Here is a 19,257-nt window from a genome sequence, read left to right on the forward strand (position 1 = left end):
CCTCTCAAAATCCAAAGATTTCAAGAGGTGATGTCTAATCATATCTAAGAGCTTCGATAGGATCGAGTTTCGAAGCTTTATTAGCCGGTAGGAGACCAAAGATAATCCCTACAGCTGCTGAGAAGGCTATGAACTTAATTCAAGTATTACCTTTCAAAATAATGGAACTAGCCACACTAGTTTGAGGATGATAGGAATAGCACAAAGTTCATCTATAAATATAATGGTCAGTAATCCTTTTTTACTATCGGATATAAATTTATTATGAAGGTTACTGCCTATTATTTAACGAGTCCTAGTAATTCTTCATAACTAGAAACAACACCATAAATATATTGATCACTAATCAGACCAGCTTCAGCAAGTGCTCTAAAATGCGCTTTTGCACACTCGATCTTTGCTTTTTCGGCTTGTTTCAGCTGAAGGCTAGACATGGAGCCTTTAGTCTCTGCCACGAAGTAGATATGTTTCACACTTCCCTCGCGAAAAGCTATTGCCCAGTCTGGATTGTAATTTCCAAGAGGTGTACGAATGCTGAACTTCCCAGGTAGTTTCACGTACACACGAACGTCTTCATACTGCTCCAGGGATTCTTTAAACTTACGCTCGATATTCGAGTCAACCTTTACAAAGTTATAGATACCTTTTTTTGATTCTAGCAAATGCTCATCTGAAAGTTTCGCAGTTTCTGCATTATCATAGAATAGATCCATATCATATTCATCTTCTAAAATATTGTATTGAATATGTTTGATAATTTGAGCTGCTTTTTGCTCATTAATCAGCTTCGATACTTTTAGAATGAATTCTTCTGGATTTTGTTTAAACTTTTCAAACTGATAAACATGAATCTTACTTAGAATTTCTGCTACTACTTTCCGAGTTAGACCCGTATAATCCGCTACTTCCCCTAACAAATCATACTGAGTTGTAATTTGGCTATTTTCGACATACTCCTGTTGACGATCATTTTCTCCAACAACTAATCCTAGACCTTCTTTGGTCATTTGGCTTGCACTAGCCTGCGTAATATTATATATTGGTTGACTAACCACTAGCTTCTCATTAATATAAGCAACAGACTGTTCTACTAACTCAGCATCATCAAAAGTAACTTGATAAGCTGTTTTGCGATTAATCTGATTCCAAAGTGACAAGAATTCTTTTCGAGCGATATTTTCTCTATTTACTTCCTTAGAGAACTGCACTGTTGTATTGTTTTCATTTTCAATCTCATATTTTCCAGGTTGGTAAATACTTTCTAGAACTTCAACAACTTGTTTCTCATATCCAGGAAGTGTATCTGATAAGTTCAACTGGTTATTTTCTTTATCAGTAAAATAATTGGTAGTTAATTGACCGTTCTTATCAATATAACCCTGACGAATCAAATCAAACTGGATAGACTCTGCCTGTTCTTTGGTGATTCTGATCCTTCCCCCTGCTTCGTTTTCGATTACTTTATTTTCAAATAAGGCAACATCGACTTTTACAGGACGATCAGCTAACAGCTCTTTTAACTCTGCTTGTAAACCACGCGCAAATTGGTCATAGCTTTCATTTGCAATAACCGTCAGTTTATTAATTTCATGAACATCATTCCCTAGGAGTTCCAAGTCCTGACGAATTCCATTTTGGTCCACAGCTAAACGCATCCCACGGCCAATTTCTTGTCGCTTTCTAGTTTCTGCCGAAGACTGTTTAAGAGTGCAAATTTGAAACACATTGGGATTGTCCCAACCTTCTTTTAAGGCTGAGTGCGAGAATAGAAAGCGTACTGGTTCCTCAAAACTCAACAAGCGTTCCTTATCTTTCATGATCAAATCATAGGCATCTTTATCGTTTGATGAGTTGCTTTTCTTTTCACTAGCAGATTTATAATCCACAAATACCGTCTTATCTGACTTTTTCACTTTATCGACTGAAAAGTAACCCGCATGAACTGCGTTGCCTTCAAGATGAGATTCCAGATAACGATAATAAGGAGAAGGTTCTTGAGTACGTAAGAACTGTCTAACTTGACTTTCATACTCTTCTTCAAAGATTTGAGCATACTCCCCATTGTGAGGATCATTTTGAGCGTCGTATTGCTTATATTTTGCAACCTCATCAATGAAGAATAGAGAAAGAACCTTGATTCTACGATTATATAGTCTACTTTCCTTCTCTAGGTGGCTCTTAATGGTCTCACGAATTTGAATTCTTCGCATGCTAGACTCATCCACTTCACCCATGACCTCTCCAACATATAATTCCTGTGTCGCACCGACCTGGATTTTATTGTCTCTTGCGTTAAATTGACTCAATGTCATACTTTGATAGGAGGACAGATTCCCGGATTCAGCATATAGATCAAAAGGTTCTTCAACGATTCTTGTTTTACGTTTCACTCCCGACTGATTTCTTACTTCGAACTCTATCTTAGCCTTTGGAGAACCAGATTTCTGAGGAAGGATTTCTTGCAAATACAGATAACCTTGTGTCCCAGTTGTTCCAGTTTGTTCGATAGCCTTCACAGCAATCTTCTTAACCAATTTTTGGTTATAAGCATCCATAGCATCCAATCGATAAACCATATCATACTTTTCTTTATGGGTAGCCGAATATCGAAGGGTAAAGAGGGGGGTAAAGTCTTTTAATCGTTCTTTTGTCTTCTTACCTTCAACAGACTGAGGCTCATCAATAATCATGATTGGATTCATGGCTGCTAAAACATCAATCGGACGCCGCCAACGAAAACTTTCCTGTTTCGCATGGATACGGCGTGCATCTTTACCTCTTGCATTAAAAGCCTGAGAGTTGATGACCATGATTTGAAGGTCCGACGAGTTAGCAAAACTATCTAAATCTCCTAGACGGGAGGAATCATAGACAAAATAGCGTGGTTGCTTCCCATACTCCATCTGAAAGTGACTTATCATAATCTGCAAAGACTTGAGAACTCCTTCACGTATGGCAACACTTGGAACAACAATAACAAATTTGAGCCAGCCATAACGTTTATTTAACTCCATAATGGTACGGATATAGGTATAAGTTTTCCCCGTCCCTGTCTCCATCTCTATAGAAAAATTATAGGCTGGACGACCTGCAACCATATCGACCGACAAACTGTCAGAAGGCCGTAAACCAAAACGAGTCTGTACGGCATGAACATTCCGTCGAATACCTTCCGGTTCCAAACGGATAGGAGCATTACGATAAGCATCCAATACCAAATCCACCTCATCTGACTTTTGACGACCTGGATCAGCCATATACCTAATTCCAGTTTGTTTGGCTTGCCCTTGAAATAAGTCTGCAATGGCACTAACTGCATCCAACTGGAATGGTTGTTTTTTAAATTGTAGTTTCATATTGTACATTTACCTTTCTGAAACCTTCCCAAAGAAATCTATCATTGATTTTCCAAAATTAGATAATACTAACTTATTTCTAGCTTTGAGTTTTGGTACTTTCGATTTTGTTCGAGATTTTATTGGATGAATTCTAGTTTTAGGTTTTTCTAATCGTTCTTGAACCTCAATAATTGCATCACGGTATTCAGAAATAGCTACATTTATTTTTTCGATATCTTTCCCAACGTCCAATATAAATTGATTCTCAATTAATCCCATTCTTTCTAAATTAGACTTAACAGCTCTCAATTGTTCAGGAGAAATATCTATACTTGGTGTCTCTTCTGGATTTAAATAATAATAAGAAAATCCACGTTGCATTTCAAAAAGCACTTTCAGATCTAGTACAGTAAGAGTAGAAAGAGTATCGTAATAAATATAACTAATATCAACATCTATGCTCTGAAATTCTGACAGTTTCACAAAACTACTTGCAAAAAATTTTATCTTTTCCTCTTGTTTTTCCTCAACAGTCTTTTCAAGCATATAGGTAAATACTGAATCTATATCTCTCTTAACCTCAACACTCATAACGTTGAGATTCCGTTTAATAGCATCAAAATCATCTTGAAGTTCAGCCACCAGTAGTTCAAGATTTTTTATTGATCTAGTTAATTTAAAATTTGAAATAGCATTACCTAAAACCGGAATAGAAGAAAGTCCTAAAGAAAATGTAGTTTCTGTAATTGCAGAAAGTCCTTGCTCCTTAATCCAGTCTTTTCCCGCATCAATCATAACATCTAAAAACGTTTCAACAAAAGTATCTTTACTGAGTTGACTGATTTCCTGTTTATCCACCCTACACTACCTTCACTTTCGTATTAGGTGATAATTCTTTGAAGATTTCACTAACATTTATTTTATCTGCTGAATTGGCAAATGAGCTATCACGGAAAACAGCACGGAGTGGTTGTTGTTGAGCAATGTATCGGATGACTTCTTCCGATATATCATCTTCAAAGGAGGCTATAAGGGAGGCCTGATCTACATCGTAGATTTCTGCTCCTGCTACTTTTTTCAAATCAATCGCCAAAGACAACTCCATCCCCCATGTCAACATAACTTGGAAGAGCAAATCAAGTCCAGAACGTCCTTCCTTGATATTGGATACACTATCAAAAAGTTCCCCTTGGATGAATTGATCTGGTCGAGCTGAAACATCCTTGAAATTTGAAGAGTCTAGTTTGTAAGCTTTAAAACCAAAGTCTTGCTTGCCAACCAACTCTGGGTGTTCTTCCTGAATCTTAGCAGCAGCACGACGAATCCGCTCACGTGAAATTTGGTCAATAGTTTCATATCCTGCTTCTTTAGCAGCAGACTTGTCAGCTACTTCCTCATCTAAAGTACACAAGATAAACTTACGATTGCCTCCATCTTCCGCATTCAGTTGCATGACTGCATCAGCTGTCGTAGCAGAACCACCGAAGAAGTCTAGTATAACTCCTTCTCCAATCCCAGACAATTTAATCAATTGTTGAATTACCTCAGCACTCTTAGGACTATCGAAAGGTATATCTAATCCAGTTGGTTTCGAGATCAATAAATCAGACCAATTGCTTGTTCTTAGTATTCCACTCGATGGTGCTACCCAATGTTCTACACCTTTATTTTTACCATTTCCATTTAGGTTTCTTCGTAAAAATTTTTTGTTTTCACCTGTTAATTTCCAGTATTCTTCTAACGTCATTTTTGAAGAATACTCTTGTTCAAATGTTCTATAATTTTCAATCGCCTCCCTTGCGGACTCTTCTTTCCATTTCCATTGTCCTTCTTTAGGAGTATATCCAAGGATATCATATCTCATTGTTGGTCTATCAGCATTATTCCAAAAACCTTTCCAATATCCTTTATTAGAGCGATCGTCTGTTGCTTTTCTAAACACTGGAGATAATTTTGCTGCTTCTGTTTTTGAATATATATAAATATATTCCAAACCGATATTTAAAGACTGTAAACCGTCTTCCATAAATTGACGATTAAGATTTTTATCATATCGTCTAACCGAAAGAATATTTCTAAAATTCTCTTCCCCAAATATCTCATCACACATGACCTTTAGGTTCGCTTGTTCGTTATCATCAATAGAAATAAAGATGATACCCGAATCCTTGAGAAGATTACGTGCTAGACGGAGGCGTGGATACATCATATTGAGCCAGTCTGAGTGATAACGAGCCGAACTCTTTTCATTTTTAGTAAGACCAACGACTTGGCGTCCTTCTTCATCCAAGAGGTCCATTTCTTCTTTCAACTCTTGGTCCGTTTTTTGGAACTTATCAGAGTATACAAAATCTTTCCCTGTATTATAGGGTGGATCGATATAGATCATATCAATTTTTCCAAGATAGGACTCTTGCAAAATTTTCAAAACTTCTAAGTTATCCCCAGTGATAAAGATATTTTCACTCTTATCAAAGTCAACACTCTCATCAAGGTCTGGTCGCAAGGTTTTAGTCGTTGGTCGCCCAGCTTCTGCGATGGCTTCGCGCTTTCCAACCCAGGTAAACTCATAGGATTCTCGACCATCCACGATTTCCTCTGATAAAAACTGTTTTAGTTTCTCAAAGTCAATTGCAGGGCGAAGTCTTCCATGTTCATCTCTTTTTTCTGTCAAGACTTCTGGAAAGAGTTGCCCAATTTTGGAAATATTATCTGTGAAGACATCTTTTGATCCTACTTTTAAAAGATCGAGGCCAGTATGTTCCCCTTTGTATTGTTCTGTAGTCATATCTACCCTTTCTTATAATGGTTTCTGTGTACTTGTCTATAGTATACAAGTAATCCCTATTTTAATTCTTGGATTTGTTTGAGAACTGCTTGGTAGGCTTTCTTCACTTCCATCTGCTTTCTCATCGATTTTTCTGCATACATTTGCTTCTTAAGACGTTGAGCTTGCTTCTCCAGATTTTCTAGTTTTTTCGTCAGCTCAACCGACTCTTTCAAGTTACCGTCCAACTTACTTTGAAGCTGATTTTTACCCATTTCCTTAATCAGCATTTCATAGACTTGGTCTAAGTCATTGCCTTCAAGTTGGATTTGACAATCCTCTTTTGTACGGAAACGGCGGATAATTTTGAAATGCCGTCCATCTTTTTCTTGTGCCAGAGCTTCCTTGTAATGAATCAAGAGCTCTTCCTTTCCCAAAGGAAACTTAAGAACAAAGACTGTATAAAGACCAAGTCGTTCATCCATTTTTTCTAGCAAACTGGTTGTGAACTCTTGCTGATTGAGGTGAATTTCTAAGACCATGATCTGCTTAACGATATTTCCCCCAGGAATATTCGTCGTTTGCGAATCTATCTGATGGGTGACTTGAATGAGTCGAATCTGATTGCGTAATGCTTGCTTTTCCTGTTTTGTCAGAGCTAGGTTATCAAAGAAATCACGATTGCCCTTTTTGTGGGGTCTGTAGAGCACATGAGGAGTTGGCAAACAAGTATAATCAGGAAACTGTATCATAATTCTCTCCTTTTAGCAGGGCAAAGAAACAAATCAGTTCAAAATCATCCATCCCTTCAATGCTGGTATTCATCAAATTAACCGTTCCAAAATTGAAGAGTGCATCCATAGTAGACAGTTGATCCTGTTCCATCAGTTGCTCAATGGCCTGCTGTAATAGCTTGGAATATCCAGACATCTCTTTCCCGTCTTTTGTTTGACGGTTATACTGATTCACCAGAGATTGCAATGGCTGGTTCTTTCCTCTACATAGACTCCCCAGGAGATCTAAAATCTTCTTACTCTCTTCTGGAGAAACCACTAAATCTCCTGCACTATTTACATAGAGGATATAATATGGATGAAGTTGATTCTTCTGATTCTTACCTCTAAGTTCGTCTTTATTTTTTAAAACAAAGATTGCTCCTTCAGCTTCCTTATTCTCAACCGACAAGATGGCTTGCAGACCTTTTGGTACTTTTTCCAATTCAGGATGGCTTTCAAGATACTTCAGAAAATCCATTCGATAGTCTTCCAATCCTAGATCCATAATAGAAATTCCTTCACTCATCTCTTCTAAGTCGACAACTTCATTTCTAAGACGCTCTAGTTGTTTCTTCCGATAGTTATTGTCTTCTATCTCTTCACTAGAAAGAACATTATCATCTGCGGTAGATGTGAGAACGGATATTTTCATGCGTGATTCAACACGAGATTTAAGATCGATATACTCATCTAACTCGATATTTGGCCAAAAGTTTACAAGCTGAATAAACTTATTTTTGCTACCAATTCGATCCACGCGGCCAAAGCGTTGAATGATTCGAACAGGATTCCAATGGATATCATAATTGACCATCATGTCTGCATCCTGCAGGTTTTGTCCTTCAGAAATAACATCTGTTGCAATCAAGACATCAATCTCTCTTTGATCATCCGGAAATAGGAGATTCCTATCTTTTGATTGTGGTGAAAAATAGGTCAAAAGGGAATTAAGGTCTCGATGGTTTGTTTTTAGCGTTGTTTCAAATCCTTTTGTACCTGAAATTTGTGCCGTATGAAGTCCGTATTTATCTAGTACATATTGGCTAATATGTTTATAGAGATAGTTAGTGGTCGTCGCAAAGGCAGAAAAGATAATGAGTTTATTATTGCCTGCATTGATTGGATGAGTCATTTTTTCATCGATCAACCGATAGAGTGTTTGCAATTTTTTATCTTCTGTAGGAGTGATTTGATCGATCAGTTCTTCTAATTCCAGCAAAATTGCTTGATCTTTCTCTAACTCTAATTTCCAACTGCGATAGTCCATATCTTTCAAAGCAATTCTATTCTTCTTCCCGATAAAGACATCCAAGTTGCTATCTTCTATATCGAAATCATCTTCATTTAAGACAGGCACTCCAGATAAAGCATCTAAACCAGTTTGCTCATATGTTGAAATAGCTTTTAAAGTCTCATCTACATACGATTTAACGACATCGATCAAGGTATAACGAAAAGCTGCTACAGAACTTTCTAAGCGTTTAAGCAGATTGATCATCATCAGCTTTTTCATCCCCGACTCACGACCCAGTTGAGTAAGGTTGGCTTTATTCCCTGCTAATGTTATTTCGTATTTCTCACGCTTTGAGGGATAGATATAAAGTGAAGGTTGGTAAATGGTTAACTGTAACTGATCTAACAACTGGTATAACTTTTTATAGGTCACATCTAGATTCGACACTGTCAAATCAGGCTCAAAGTTTCTTGGTTTCAGACGTTCTGGAAAATCTCCAATCGCTTTTCGATCATAAAATTCTCGGATGTGTTTACGACTACGAGCAATCGTCACACTATCCAGAATTTTAAAGAAATCAAAGTCTAAGGTCGATAATAGTTTATCTGTCGTTCGCTCTTCAGCTGGTAAGTCTGCCCATTTGTTATAGGCCAACTGAGCATTCCGAAAAATATCATTAATGGACGACTGTGTATCTAATTTTCCATCTATCTGCTCTACATCCCCTTCATAGGCTAAAGCGATCTGATTTTTCAGATCATTAAAGCGATTATTAACTGGAGTAGCTGATAACATCAGTACCTTAGTAGGAACACCTGACTTGATAATTCGATTCATTAATCGACTATAACGATTTTCACGTCCCTCCGCTTGATCACTTTCGCTGGATCCACCATTACGGAAATTATGAGATTCATCAATAACCACTAAGTCATAATTCTCCCATTTATTTAATGCAAGGTCTATTCCATTTGAAATCCCTTTATCTCGACTTAAATCGGTATGATATAAAACATCGTAAATGAGATGACGGTCATAAATAGGGTTGTTGACATAGTCATGTCGGTACATGTTCCAGTTGTTTTCTAACTTTTTCGGACACAAGACTAAAATTCGTTTCCCACGATAGGCATAGTAAGTCATGACAGCTAAAGCTGTAAAAGTTTTTCCTAACCCCACTGAATCTGCTAAAATACAGCCGTTATACTTTTCAAGTTTTGAAATGATTGATTTTACAGCATCTTGTTGGAAATCATAAAGAAGATTCCACAACTTGGTATTTTTATAGCCCACCTGTTCATTTGGGGTATAGTCATCATTGATATCCTCAAGAAATTCACTAAAGAGATTATAGAGCATGACATAGTAGAGAAATTCAGGTGAGTGTTCTTTATGAGCTAAATTGAGAGTTTCCAAGAACTCTTCTGTCACATCCCGAAAATACTCATCATTTTGCCAGAGGCTATCAAATTCATCTAGATAGGATAAACTTAATGGAGCATGATAGATATGCCGTGTGGTTTTGAACAACGAAGAATCATAGCCTAATTCTTTTCGATCGAAGTTTTTGAGGCGATCCACAGCGACAGCATCATCATCCGTTTCTATCCGCATACCATTTGGCATATCATCGGTTTCAATGTTGATAGATTTAAAACGAGCCTTTTTCCTAATCCATTCAGCACATTCTCTCGCAATTGCTTTTTGGGTTAATTCATTCATTAACTTCAGCTCATAACGTCCTCCAAAAATAGACTGCTCTCGTTCTTTTTTAGGGATCGTATATTCACGATATCCAATTCTCGTCTCATCAGTCACAAAGGTTGGATTTGTAAAGATAAATTTCAACTCCTCGATCGTTTCAAGTTCTTCTTTTAACTGTTGAAAGGCAAACATCGAAAAAGTCGCTGCAGCAATTTTGACCTTGCTTCCAGGCTTTATTTCCTTCTTTAATTCATCTCCAAGACGAATACTCCGATTATCAATCTCCATCATAATCTCCTAAAATTAATTAGATAATATAATTATACCATGTAAACACTTTATTGTTTCTTGAAAGAAACAAGTTATTGCCCCATTTATCGGGACAAGTTCAATTATCTATCGTATAAAGTTAAAAACATCTATAATCTAAGATTACAGATGTTCTCTTTTCTAATCATATCTAAGTGCTTCGATAGGATCGAGTTTCGAAGCTTTATTAGCCGGTAGGAGACCAAAGATAATCCCTACAGCTGCTGAGAAGGCAATACTTCCCATGGCTACGCCAAGAGAGACTGTCGCTTTAAGGTCCATGGCATTCCCGATTGGTCCAACGACTAGGGCCGCAAAGCCCAGCCCAATCAAACCTCCCAGAATGGTCAAAACCATGGACTCAATCAGAAACTGTGTCAAGATTTTACGGCGTGTGGCTCCTAAAGCCTTACGAAGACCAATCTCTCGTGTCCGCTCAGTTACCGAAACTAGCATGATATTCATAACACCGATTCCACCAACTAAGAGTGAAATCCCAGCAATAGCTCCGACAACGGTGGTAATGGTTCCAAAGATCGTGTTCACCTGATCTAAGGTCGAGCTCATATCTGCTGCCTTGTACTCCCCGTTATCATCTTGGGCCAACTGGGTCAAGCGTTTGGCAGCATCCTTAGCGACACTACTACTATTTTTCACATCGGTCACATGGAAAAAAATCTGGCCAATAGCATCAGTGTTATTTTCAGCTGCTAACTGGGTATTGGCCACAAGAGCTGTTCCAATTTCACCATAGGCACCGATTGCGGTGTCTTTATTCTTATAAACACCAATCACACGATAATCATTGTTACCAATAGTAACCACTTGGTTAAGGGCATCCTCATTCGTCTCAAAGAGTTTTTTAGCCACCATCTGATCAATGACAATGACGCGTGAAAAGTTTTTATAATCATTGTCTTGCAAGGAACGTCCTGTCAACATCTCTAACTTTTTAGCTTTAAAATAGCCCTGACTGGCACCTGTGATATTAACATTCTTCACAGTCTTTTTTTGGAGGGAGATAGAAGAAGTTAGGCTGTTAGTCACAAAATAACTATCAATACCAGGCGTCTGCCTAGCCACTTGCTCCAACCAAACTTCTTTAACCGGTTTGGTCGGTTGTGACAAGTCCGCATAGGCAGGATCTATCTCCTCACCCTTGGCTTCATAGTAGACTTGAACGGTATCCTTATCACCGGTCACACTATCGGTAACACTCTGACGCATCCCATTTCCTAGCCCCATGATAAGTACTACCGCAGCAACACCAATGATAATCCCCAACATGGTCAGGAAGGACCGCATCTTGTGTGAACGAATAGAACTAAGAGCAAATTTCCAATTTTCCATTCTTACCTCCTAGTCTATCCGAACGCTGTCCGTTGTGTCTTGGGTGATTTCCCCATCACGGATGACAATCTTACGTCGGGCATAATCCGCAATCTCAGGTTCATGGGTAACCATGACAATGGTCTTCCCTTCTCGGTTTAGCTGGGTTAAGAGATCCATAATCTGGGTTCCTGTCTTGGTATCAAGCGCACCCGTAGGTTCATCCGCCAAAATGATTGCTGGATCGTTAGACAGTGCACGCGCAATAGCCACCCTTTGCTTCTGTCCACCAGACAGCTCTGACGGCAAATGATGGCTGCGGTCTGACAAGCCGACTTTTTCCAAGAATTGTTGTGACCTTTGCTTACGTTCACGTGGAGATTTCCCCGCATAAATCAGGGGAAGCTCTACATTCTTTTGGGCACTTAACTTTGGCAAGAGAAAAAACTGCTGAAAGATAAAGCCAATCTGGTCATTTCTTACCTTGGCCAAGCGGTTTTCAGAGAGCTCAGCTACATTCTCTCCCTCGAGTTGATAGGAACCTGTAGTCGGTTGATCAAGAAGGCCGATAATATTCATGAGGGTTGATTTTCCTGAACCAGAAGGGCCCATGATTGCCACGAAGTCACCTTCTTCAACTGATAAGTCAATCCCCTTAAGGACCTGCAAGGACTCCTGACCATTTTTGAAAGACTTGGTGATGCCTTTTAAGACCATAAGTGCTGGCTTAGTCACTAGACCTCACCTCTTCTCCACTAGTCTCTTTTGATTTTTTGCTATCGGCATCCGTCACATCCTTCAGGGTCTCGCCATCCTTAAAGGATTTTTCAGCCTTAGTAATAACCTTTTGACCTTCTTTAAGTCCTGAGGCAATTTCTTGTTGCTTAGCATCTGCATTACCAAGTTTAACCTTGACTTGCTTGATTTTTTGACTCTCGTCATCGTAAACCCAGACGTAGTTGTCAGATCCTTTCTTGGTCACAGCAGTTACTGGAACTAACAGGGCATCATCATCTTTGGTCACTTCAAGGGATACATTGAAACCTTGCTTGAGCTTACCGATAGGGCTGGTCAATTGAACCTTGTATTCATACTGGGAACCTGTCTGTCCTGAATTGCTAGATGTACCCGCCGACTGACTGGCATTTTGCTTAGGATAATTGGAAACGTAGCTGACTTTACCTGTCCAAGTTTGATCTGGGTAGACTTTGGATGTAATCTTGACCTTTTGACCAACTGAAATATTTGGAATGTCATATTCCGTTAAGGTTCCTTGAATCTCAAATTGGCCTTCACTGGTCACATGAACTAGAGTCTGGCTCTCTTTTGAAGCAGGGTCCACAGAGTCCGCAACTTCCACAACTGTCCCATTAACATCTGAAACAATGACTGTTTGGTTGAGAACGTCTTGTGCCTTTTCTAGCTCTGAGGCTGCGTTAGCAACGGCATCATTATAATCTTGCAAGGTTTGGTAATTACTTGCCTCGGTTTGCTGACGCTGTTGAGGGCTAACGGTAGTCGTCGAATCATCCTCATCCGAATCACTACTTGTTTGTGCCGAAGCCACAGGAGCTGTCCCATACTGTTGGAAATAATTACGGTCACGAACTGCCTTATTATAGGCACGACTAGCCGTATCATATGCTGCTTGGGCAGAGGTACTGTCGTATTGGACCAGTTGCTGACCAACGCTAACTTCCTCACCAACAGAAACTGTCACAGTGGCATTGCGTCCAATGGTATTGTCAAAATAAACGTACTGTTCCGACTGAGCCTTCACCATGCCAGTCAGAAGGGTGGACGAGGCCAACTGCCCCTTGGTTACCTTACTTGCTGTAGGGGACTCGGAAGCCTTATCATCTTTGCCACCACCTGCAAAAAGGTTAAAACCTAGGACCAAAAGGACAAGGAAGCCAATTCCTCCAATGATCCAAACCCTTTTTTTATTTTTAAATAACTTTGGACTGATTTTTTTTCGCATAGGTCTCTCTTTTCTTTTGTATCGTATAAATAAAACAATTGTAATACTTTTAACTTTCAGTGTCAATGGCCTTCGCTTAAATCCATAACACCATAGTGCAGCTTTTGATTGGGACGAACCTGGCGTTCGAACCCTAGTTCCTCAAAAACGGTATCTCGAAAATGCGCCTTGATGATAATTTTTTCTCGTGCGACACGCTTAGCCTCATTTAACCATTCTTCAGTCAGACGGCTGCCATTAGCTAGAGGTTTGATAGCTTGTAGATTTTCCGATTCCTTGATAGTCTCTGAAAACATAGGATCGGCATAGATGATATCAAAAGAGTGATCAGCCTGGTATTTCAAAAAGGATAAGCTATCGCTCTTAATAGCCTTAATAGAACGCATCGCTTTTTCAAGCTGCTTGTCATCTGTCTGATATGTGGCCAGACCACGAGAAACCACCTGAAAAATCACTTCTTGACTCTCAAGGGCTGTCACCTTATTTCCCGCTGCCGCCATAACTAGACTATCGGAAGCCAAACCCATAGTCGTGTCTAGAATAGACTTGGTAGACGAACCTAAAAGATTGACTAGAGCATCGTGTGGCGCCTTAATCCGAAGAACTGCCGTATCTGGATGAAAGGACAGCTCACTGACATCCGCATTGACAAAAGACAATCTGTCTTTATATAGAAGATAAAAAGCTCCAAATCGCTCTAAACATTTTGCCAAGGATAACTTGCGACGAGGCTGGTAGTCAACTCCTAACTCGTGAGCTAGTTCTTGGGCACGCGTAATCAAGGTCTCATTTTCACGTAAAGATGTGGTAATAATCATGTTTCTAGTATAGCAGAATCTTAGGAAACAAAACCATAGTCTTAGCTTTCATTTTAATTTGTTAGCTTACATTTGTGTAAGAAAAAAGCCCCAGCAAGGCTGAGACTCAGAACATAATTAAACTATTTTTAAATATGAAATAGATTTTGCGAACCTAGTAAGCTTATACCGAGATTTTTCGCAGTGATAAAAACGTCTGAAACGATTAGTTTCAGACGTTCGGAAGTTTTGAGACTTTCGGCTCAAAACTTAGTCATGGAACTTCGCAGAAGGTCGCTGACGTCCGCCATCACTTAAGAAAAGTCTCAAAAGAAAACTTTGTCTTCAATAAAAAAGCCCCAGCAAAGCTGAGACTTTATTTCGTGATTAGATAGCTTCTGTTGTAAAGCTACGGCTTTCAAGCACACGCACCATAGCATCTGCTGTATCAAGCGCTGTGAAGAGTGGAATTCCAGCTTCAATAGCTGAGCTACGGATAGCTGCTCCGTCTTCGTCATAAGTACGTTTGTTACCAACCGTATTGATAATGGCTTGCGCTTTACCTGTACGAACGAGGGCTGGAATGTCATTATCATCATTTTCACCCAATTTGTTAACAAGCGTTGCGTGAACCCCGTGTTCATTCAAGAACTTAGCAGTTCCTTCAGTCGCGTAGATACCATAACCGATAGCATCGAAACGACGGGCCAAGTCAAGGGCTTCTTCTTTAGTATCATCATGAATAGTAAAGATAACATTACCAAAGGTTGGCAAGTGGAGGTACGAAGCTTCAAAGGCTTTATAGAGCGCTTTTTCAAGAGTCGCATCTGTACCCATAACTTCACCAGTTGATTTCATTTCAGGTCCAAGGAGGCTATCTACCTTAGCCAATTTTGTGAATGAGAAGACTGGTGCTTTGACATGGACATGGTTACTTTCTGAGTAAAGACCATCTTTGTAACCTTGCTCAGCCAATGATTTACCAAGAATCAAGTTTGTAGCAACTTGAGCCATTGGGATATCAGTCACCTTAGACAAGAATGGTACGGTACGACTGGCACGTGGGTTAACCTCGATAACATAGACCGTTTCATCCTTAATAACGAACTGAATGTTCATCATACCGATACAGTTAAGACCAATAGCCAAGCGTTTAGTGTAGTCAGCGATAGTCTCTTGGATTTTCTTAGAAAGGGTTTGTGGTGGGTAAACTGCCATTGAGTCCCCTGAGTGAACCCCTGCACGTTCGATGTGTTCCATGATACCTGGAATCAAGACATCCTTACCATCAGAGATGGCATCCACTTCACACTCGCGTCCGATGATATAGCTATCAACAAGGACTGGGTGGTCTGGACTTGCCTTAACGGCTGTACGCATGTAAGAACGAAGGTCATCTTCATTTTCAACGATTTCCATGGCACGTCCACCCAAAACGTATGACGGACGAACAAGAACTGGGAAGCCAATCTTACGAGCTGCTTCAACCGCTTCTTCTTCATTTGTCGCTGTTTGTCCTGGTGGTTGTGGGATATCAAGGTCTTTAAGGGCTTGTTCAAAGAGGTCAAGGTCAGCAACCTGTGTACCCAAGATTTTCACACCAGCTTTAGATAATGGCTCTGCCAAGTTGATAGCTGTTTGTCCACCAAACTGAACCACGACACCCTTAGGTTGTTCCAATTCGATAACGTTCATCACGTCTTCGAAAGTCAATGGTTCGAAGTAAAGTTTATCTGAAACTGAGAAGTCTGTTGAAACTGTCTCAGGGTTAGAGTTCATGATGATAGCTTCGTAACCTGCAGCCTGGATAGCTTTTACAGAGTGAACTGTCGCATAGTCAAACTCAACCCCTTGCCCGATACGGATAGGACCTGAACCAAGAACGATGACAGATTCTTTATCAGATTTGATTGATTCATTTTCCCACTCATAAGTTGAGTAGAAATATGGTGTTGATGACTCGAACTCAGCAGCACAGGTATCGACCATCTTGTAAACAGGAACAATATTATTTTCCAAACGTGTCGCACGAACTTGGTCGGCTGTTTGATTCCAAAGATCAGCAATCTTACGATCAGAGAAACCGTTACGTTTAGCTTCTTTCAGAACATCAACATCGCCTACGTGAGTAGCCAATTCTTGTTCCAATTCAAAGAGATGGAGCAATTTATCAAGGAAGAAGATATCAATCTTAGTCAACTCTGACAATTCTTCAATAGTGTATCCACGACGGATGGCTTCAGAAAGGTAGAAGAGACGGTCGTCTTGAGCTTTGACAATCTTTTCAACCAAGGCGTCGTCTGTGACGTCCGCAAGCTCAGACATTTCATTGTGGTAAACACCGATTTCAAGTGAACGGCAGGCTTTAAGAAGTGACTCTTCGATGTTACGACCGATAGCCATAACTTCACCTGTTGCTTTCATCTGAGTACCAAGGCGACGTTCACCGTGTTCAAATTTATCAAATGGGAAACGTGGAATCTTAGCAACCACATAGTCAAGAGCTGGTTCAAACATAGCGTAAGTTGTACCAGTGACTGGGTTAATCATTTCATCAAGTGTCAAACCAACAGCGATCTTGGCTGCTAATTTGGCGATTGGGTAACCAGTTGCTTTTGAGGCAAGGGCTGATGAACGTGATACACGAGGGTTTACTTCGATAACATAGTACTTGAAGCTATTAGGGTCAAGAGCCAACTGTACGTTACAGCCACCCTCAATTTTAAGGGCACGGATAATCTTCAAGCTGGCATCACGAAGCATTTGGTTTTCAATATCTGACAAGGTTTGCGTTGGGGCAAATACGATTGAGTCCCCTGTGTGAATACCAACTGGGTCAAAGTTTTCCATGTTACATACCACAAGAGCATTGTCTGCGGCATCACGCATAACTTCGTATTCGATTTCCTTGAAACCAGCGATAGAACGCTCAATCAAACATTGTGTTACTGGTGACAATTTCAAGCCATTTTCAGCGATTTCACGAAGTTCTTCTTCGTTGGCACACATACCACCACCAGTACCACCAAGGGTAAAGGCAGGACGCACGATAACTGGGTAACCAATTTCTGACGCAAAGGCAACTGCTTCTTCAACTGTATTGACGATTTCAGATTCTGGAATTGGTTGTTCCAAATCTTCCATCAATTGTTTGAAGAGGTCACGGTCTTCGGCTTGGTCAATGGCAGACAATTTTGTTCCCAAAAGCTCTACTCCAAGCTCTTCAAGAATACCAGCTTTTGACAATTCCATTGCCATGTTCAAACCAGTTTGTCCACCAAGTGTTGGCAAGAGAGCATCAGGACGCTCTTTACGAAGAATACGTGTGACAAATTCAAGCGTAATTGGTTCAATGTAAACCTTGTCTGCGATTTCTTTATCAGTCATGATTGTCGCAGGGTTAGAGTTGACAAGGACAACACTGTAACCTTCTTCTTTCAAGGCCAAGCAGGCTTGCGTACCAGCATAGTCGAACTCAGCAGCCTGACCGATGATGATAGGACCAGACCCGATAACCATAATTTTTTTAATATCAGAACGTTTAGGCATAATTTATGATACAAAGCCCGTTAAGGACCCAGTGAAAATAGGAAACGTGACGACGACGCCCAAGCGTCTAGTCACCGTTTATCTTTTTCACATAGTCCTTAGGGCGTGTTCACTTCCGTGAACCTGTATCTTCTCCTTTCTATTTGACAACTCTCTGGTTGTCATTAAATAAGGTAGTAGACTGGGGCGAACAAGAGTCATCCCCACTATAGTCACTAGACAGTTGCAATTAACGACGTGCTTTTTCAGCTTGGAAAGCATCAATCAATTCCAAAAACTCATCAAAGAGATAGCTAGCATCGTGTGGACCAGGAGCTGCATCTGGGTGGAATTGCACTGAAAATGCTGGGAAGTCACGGTGACGAACACCTTCAACTGACTTATCGTTAATTTCTTCGTGTGTTACCATGAGGCAATCTGGAAGTGACTCACGGTCAATAGCATAACCATGGTTTTGGCTGGTAAAGTCAACACGACCAGTCGCAATTTCACGAACCGCGTGGTTAAATCCACGGTGACCGAACTTCATCTTGTAGGCCTTGGCACCATTAGCCAAACTAAACAACTGGTGACCCATACAAATACCAAAGATTGGAATTTTACCTTGGATGCCACGAATCATATCAAGTGCATACGGTACATCTTCAGGGTTACCTGGACCATTTGACAACATCACACCATCTGGATTAAGGTGGAGAATTTCTTCAGCAGTGATATCATGTGGCACAACAGTCACGTTACAATCACGTTTTGAAAACTCACGCAAGATAGAGTGCTTGAGACCAAAGTCAACCAAAACGATATTTTTACCAACACCTGGTGCTGGGTAGGCTGTCTTAGTTGATACCTGCTCAATATTATTCGTTGGCAAAACAGTCGCACGCAATTGATCTTGCAAGTGCTCGATACTGTCACCAGGGCTGGCCAAAGTGGCTTTCATGGTACCGTGTTGACGGATAATCTTAGTCAAGGCACGTGTATCAATACCAGAGATACCAGGGATGTTTTTCGCCTTCAAAAACTCATCCAAGGTCATTTGGTTACGCCAGTTGCTGGCACGACGGCTAGCCTCTGACACAACGACACCCTTAGTCGTTGGCTTAATTGACTCATAGTCGTCACGGTTAACACCGTAGTTACCAACAAGTGGATAAGTAAAAGTCAAAATTTGACCATTGTAAGACTGGTCTGTGATAGATTCTTGATAACCTGTCATACCAGTATTAAAGACGATTTCACCCGTCACATCCACATCAGCACCGAAGGCCTGACCTTCAAAAATAGTGCCGTCTTCCAAAATAAGTAAACGTTTTGCCATTATAGTAAATTGTTCCTTTCACTAAGATACAAAGGGCGTTAAACATCTGATTGAAAAGCAAATCCAACAGAGAAGCTCTAGCCTCTAGGAAGATTTGTCTCTTTTCAAAGATTTAGCCCATGTTCTTTTTCGTCTGATTCTCTCAGGAATCGGTT

11 protein-coding genes and 1 pseudogene are annotated in these 19,257 nt (G+C 40.1%); all 12 read right to left on the bottom strand.

The window, feature by feature from the left end; translation table 11 throughout:
- Nucleotides 1-34: 34 nt before the first annotated feature.
- Nucleotides 35-130 (bottom strand): annotated as a pseudogene (locus tag V471_RS11445) (ABC transporter permease); the annotation flags it as partial.
- Between the two features lie 151 nt (nt 131-281).
- Nucleotides 282-3,356 carry a type III restriction-modification system endonuclease gene (locus tag V471_RS10285; protein WP_084871495.1) on the bottom strand — a complete coding sequence of 1,025 codons (3,075 nt, stop codon included), beginning with the start codon at nt 3,354-3,356 and terminating at the stop codon, nt 282-284.
- Nucleotides 3,357-3,365: 9 nt separating this feature from the next.
- Nucleotides 3,366-4,196, bottom strand: a complete 831-nt coding sequence (locus V471_RS10290; RefSeq protein WP_084871496.1) for a hypothetical protein — start codon at nt 4,194-4,196, stop codon at nt 3,366-3,368.
- Between the two features lies 1 nt (nt 4,197).
- Nucleotides 4,198-5,928 (bottom strand): site-specific DNA-methyltransferase, encoded by a 1,731-nt coding sequence (locus V471_RS10295; protein WP_084871516.1) that lies wholly within the window; start codon nt 5,926-5,928, stop codon nt 4,198-4,200.
- A gap of 254 nt (nt 5,929-6,182) precedes the next feature.
- Nucleotides 6,183-6,857 carry a DUF4391 domain-containing protein gene (locus tag V471_RS10300; RefSeq protein ID WP_084871497.1) on the bottom strand — a complete coding sequence of 225 codons (675 nt, stop codon included), beginning with the start codon at nt 6,855-6,857 and terminating at the stop codon, nt 6,183-6,185.
- On the bottom strand, nt 6,841-10,107 hold the full coding sequence (locus V471_RS10305) for a helicase-related protein (protein ID WP_084871498.1): 3,267 nt from the start codon (nt 10,105-10,107) through the stop codon (nt 6,841-6,843). The genes V471_RS10300 and V471_RS10305 overlap by 17 nt, the downstream gene beginning before the upstream one ends.
- A 162-nt stretch (nt 10,108-10,269) precedes the next feature.
- The gene (locus tag V471_RS10310) at nt 10,270-11,478 is read right to left on the bottom strand and encodes an ABC transporter permease (protein ID WP_084871499.1); all 1,209 of its coding nucleotides are present in this window, start codon (nt 11,476-11,478) and stop codon (nt 10,270-10,272) included.
- A gap of 9 nt (nt 11,479-11,487) precedes the next feature.
- Nucleotides 11,488-12,174: an ABC transporter ATP-binding protein gene (locus V471_RS10315; RefSeq protein ID WP_155209737.1), complete on the bottom strand. Its 687-nt coding sequence runs from the start codon at nt 12,172-12,174 to the stop codon at nt 11,488-11,490.
- Between the two features lie 10 nt (nt 12,175-12,184).
- The gene (locus V471_RS10320) at nt 12,185-13,438 is read right to left on the bottom strand and encodes an efflux RND transporter periplasmic adaptor subunit (protein ID WP_084871500.1); all 1,254 of its coding nucleotides are present in this window, start codon (nt 13,436-13,438) and stop codon (nt 12,185-12,187) included.
- 62 nt (nt 13,439-13,500) lie between these two features.
- Nucleotides 13,501-14,256, bottom strand: coding sequence for a class I SAM-dependent methyltransferase (locus V471_RS10325; RefSeq protein ID WP_084871501.1), 756 nt, complete (start codon nt 14,254-14,256; stop codon nt 13,501-13,503).
- A 366-nt stretch (nt 14,257-14,622) separates the two neighbouring features.
- Entirely contained in the window at nt 14,623-17,784 is a 3,162-nt protein-coding gene (gene carB / locus V471_RS10330; protein WP_084871502.1) for a carbamoyl-phosphate synthase large subunit, read from the bottom strand.
- 229 nt (nt 17,785-18,013) lie between these two features.
- Nucleotides 18,014-19,102, bottom strand: a complete 1,089-nt coding sequence (locus tag V471_RS10335) for a carbamoyl phosphate synthase small subunit (RefSeq protein ID WP_002885900.1) — start codon at nt 19,100-19,102, stop codon at nt 18,014-18,016.
- Between the last annotated feature and the right edge of the window lie 155 nt (nt 19,103-19,257).

The organism is Streptococcus salivarius, from assembly GCF_002094975.1.
GTDB lineage: Bacteria > Bacillota > Bacilli > Lactobacillales > Streptococcaceae > Streptococcus > Streptococcus salivarius_D.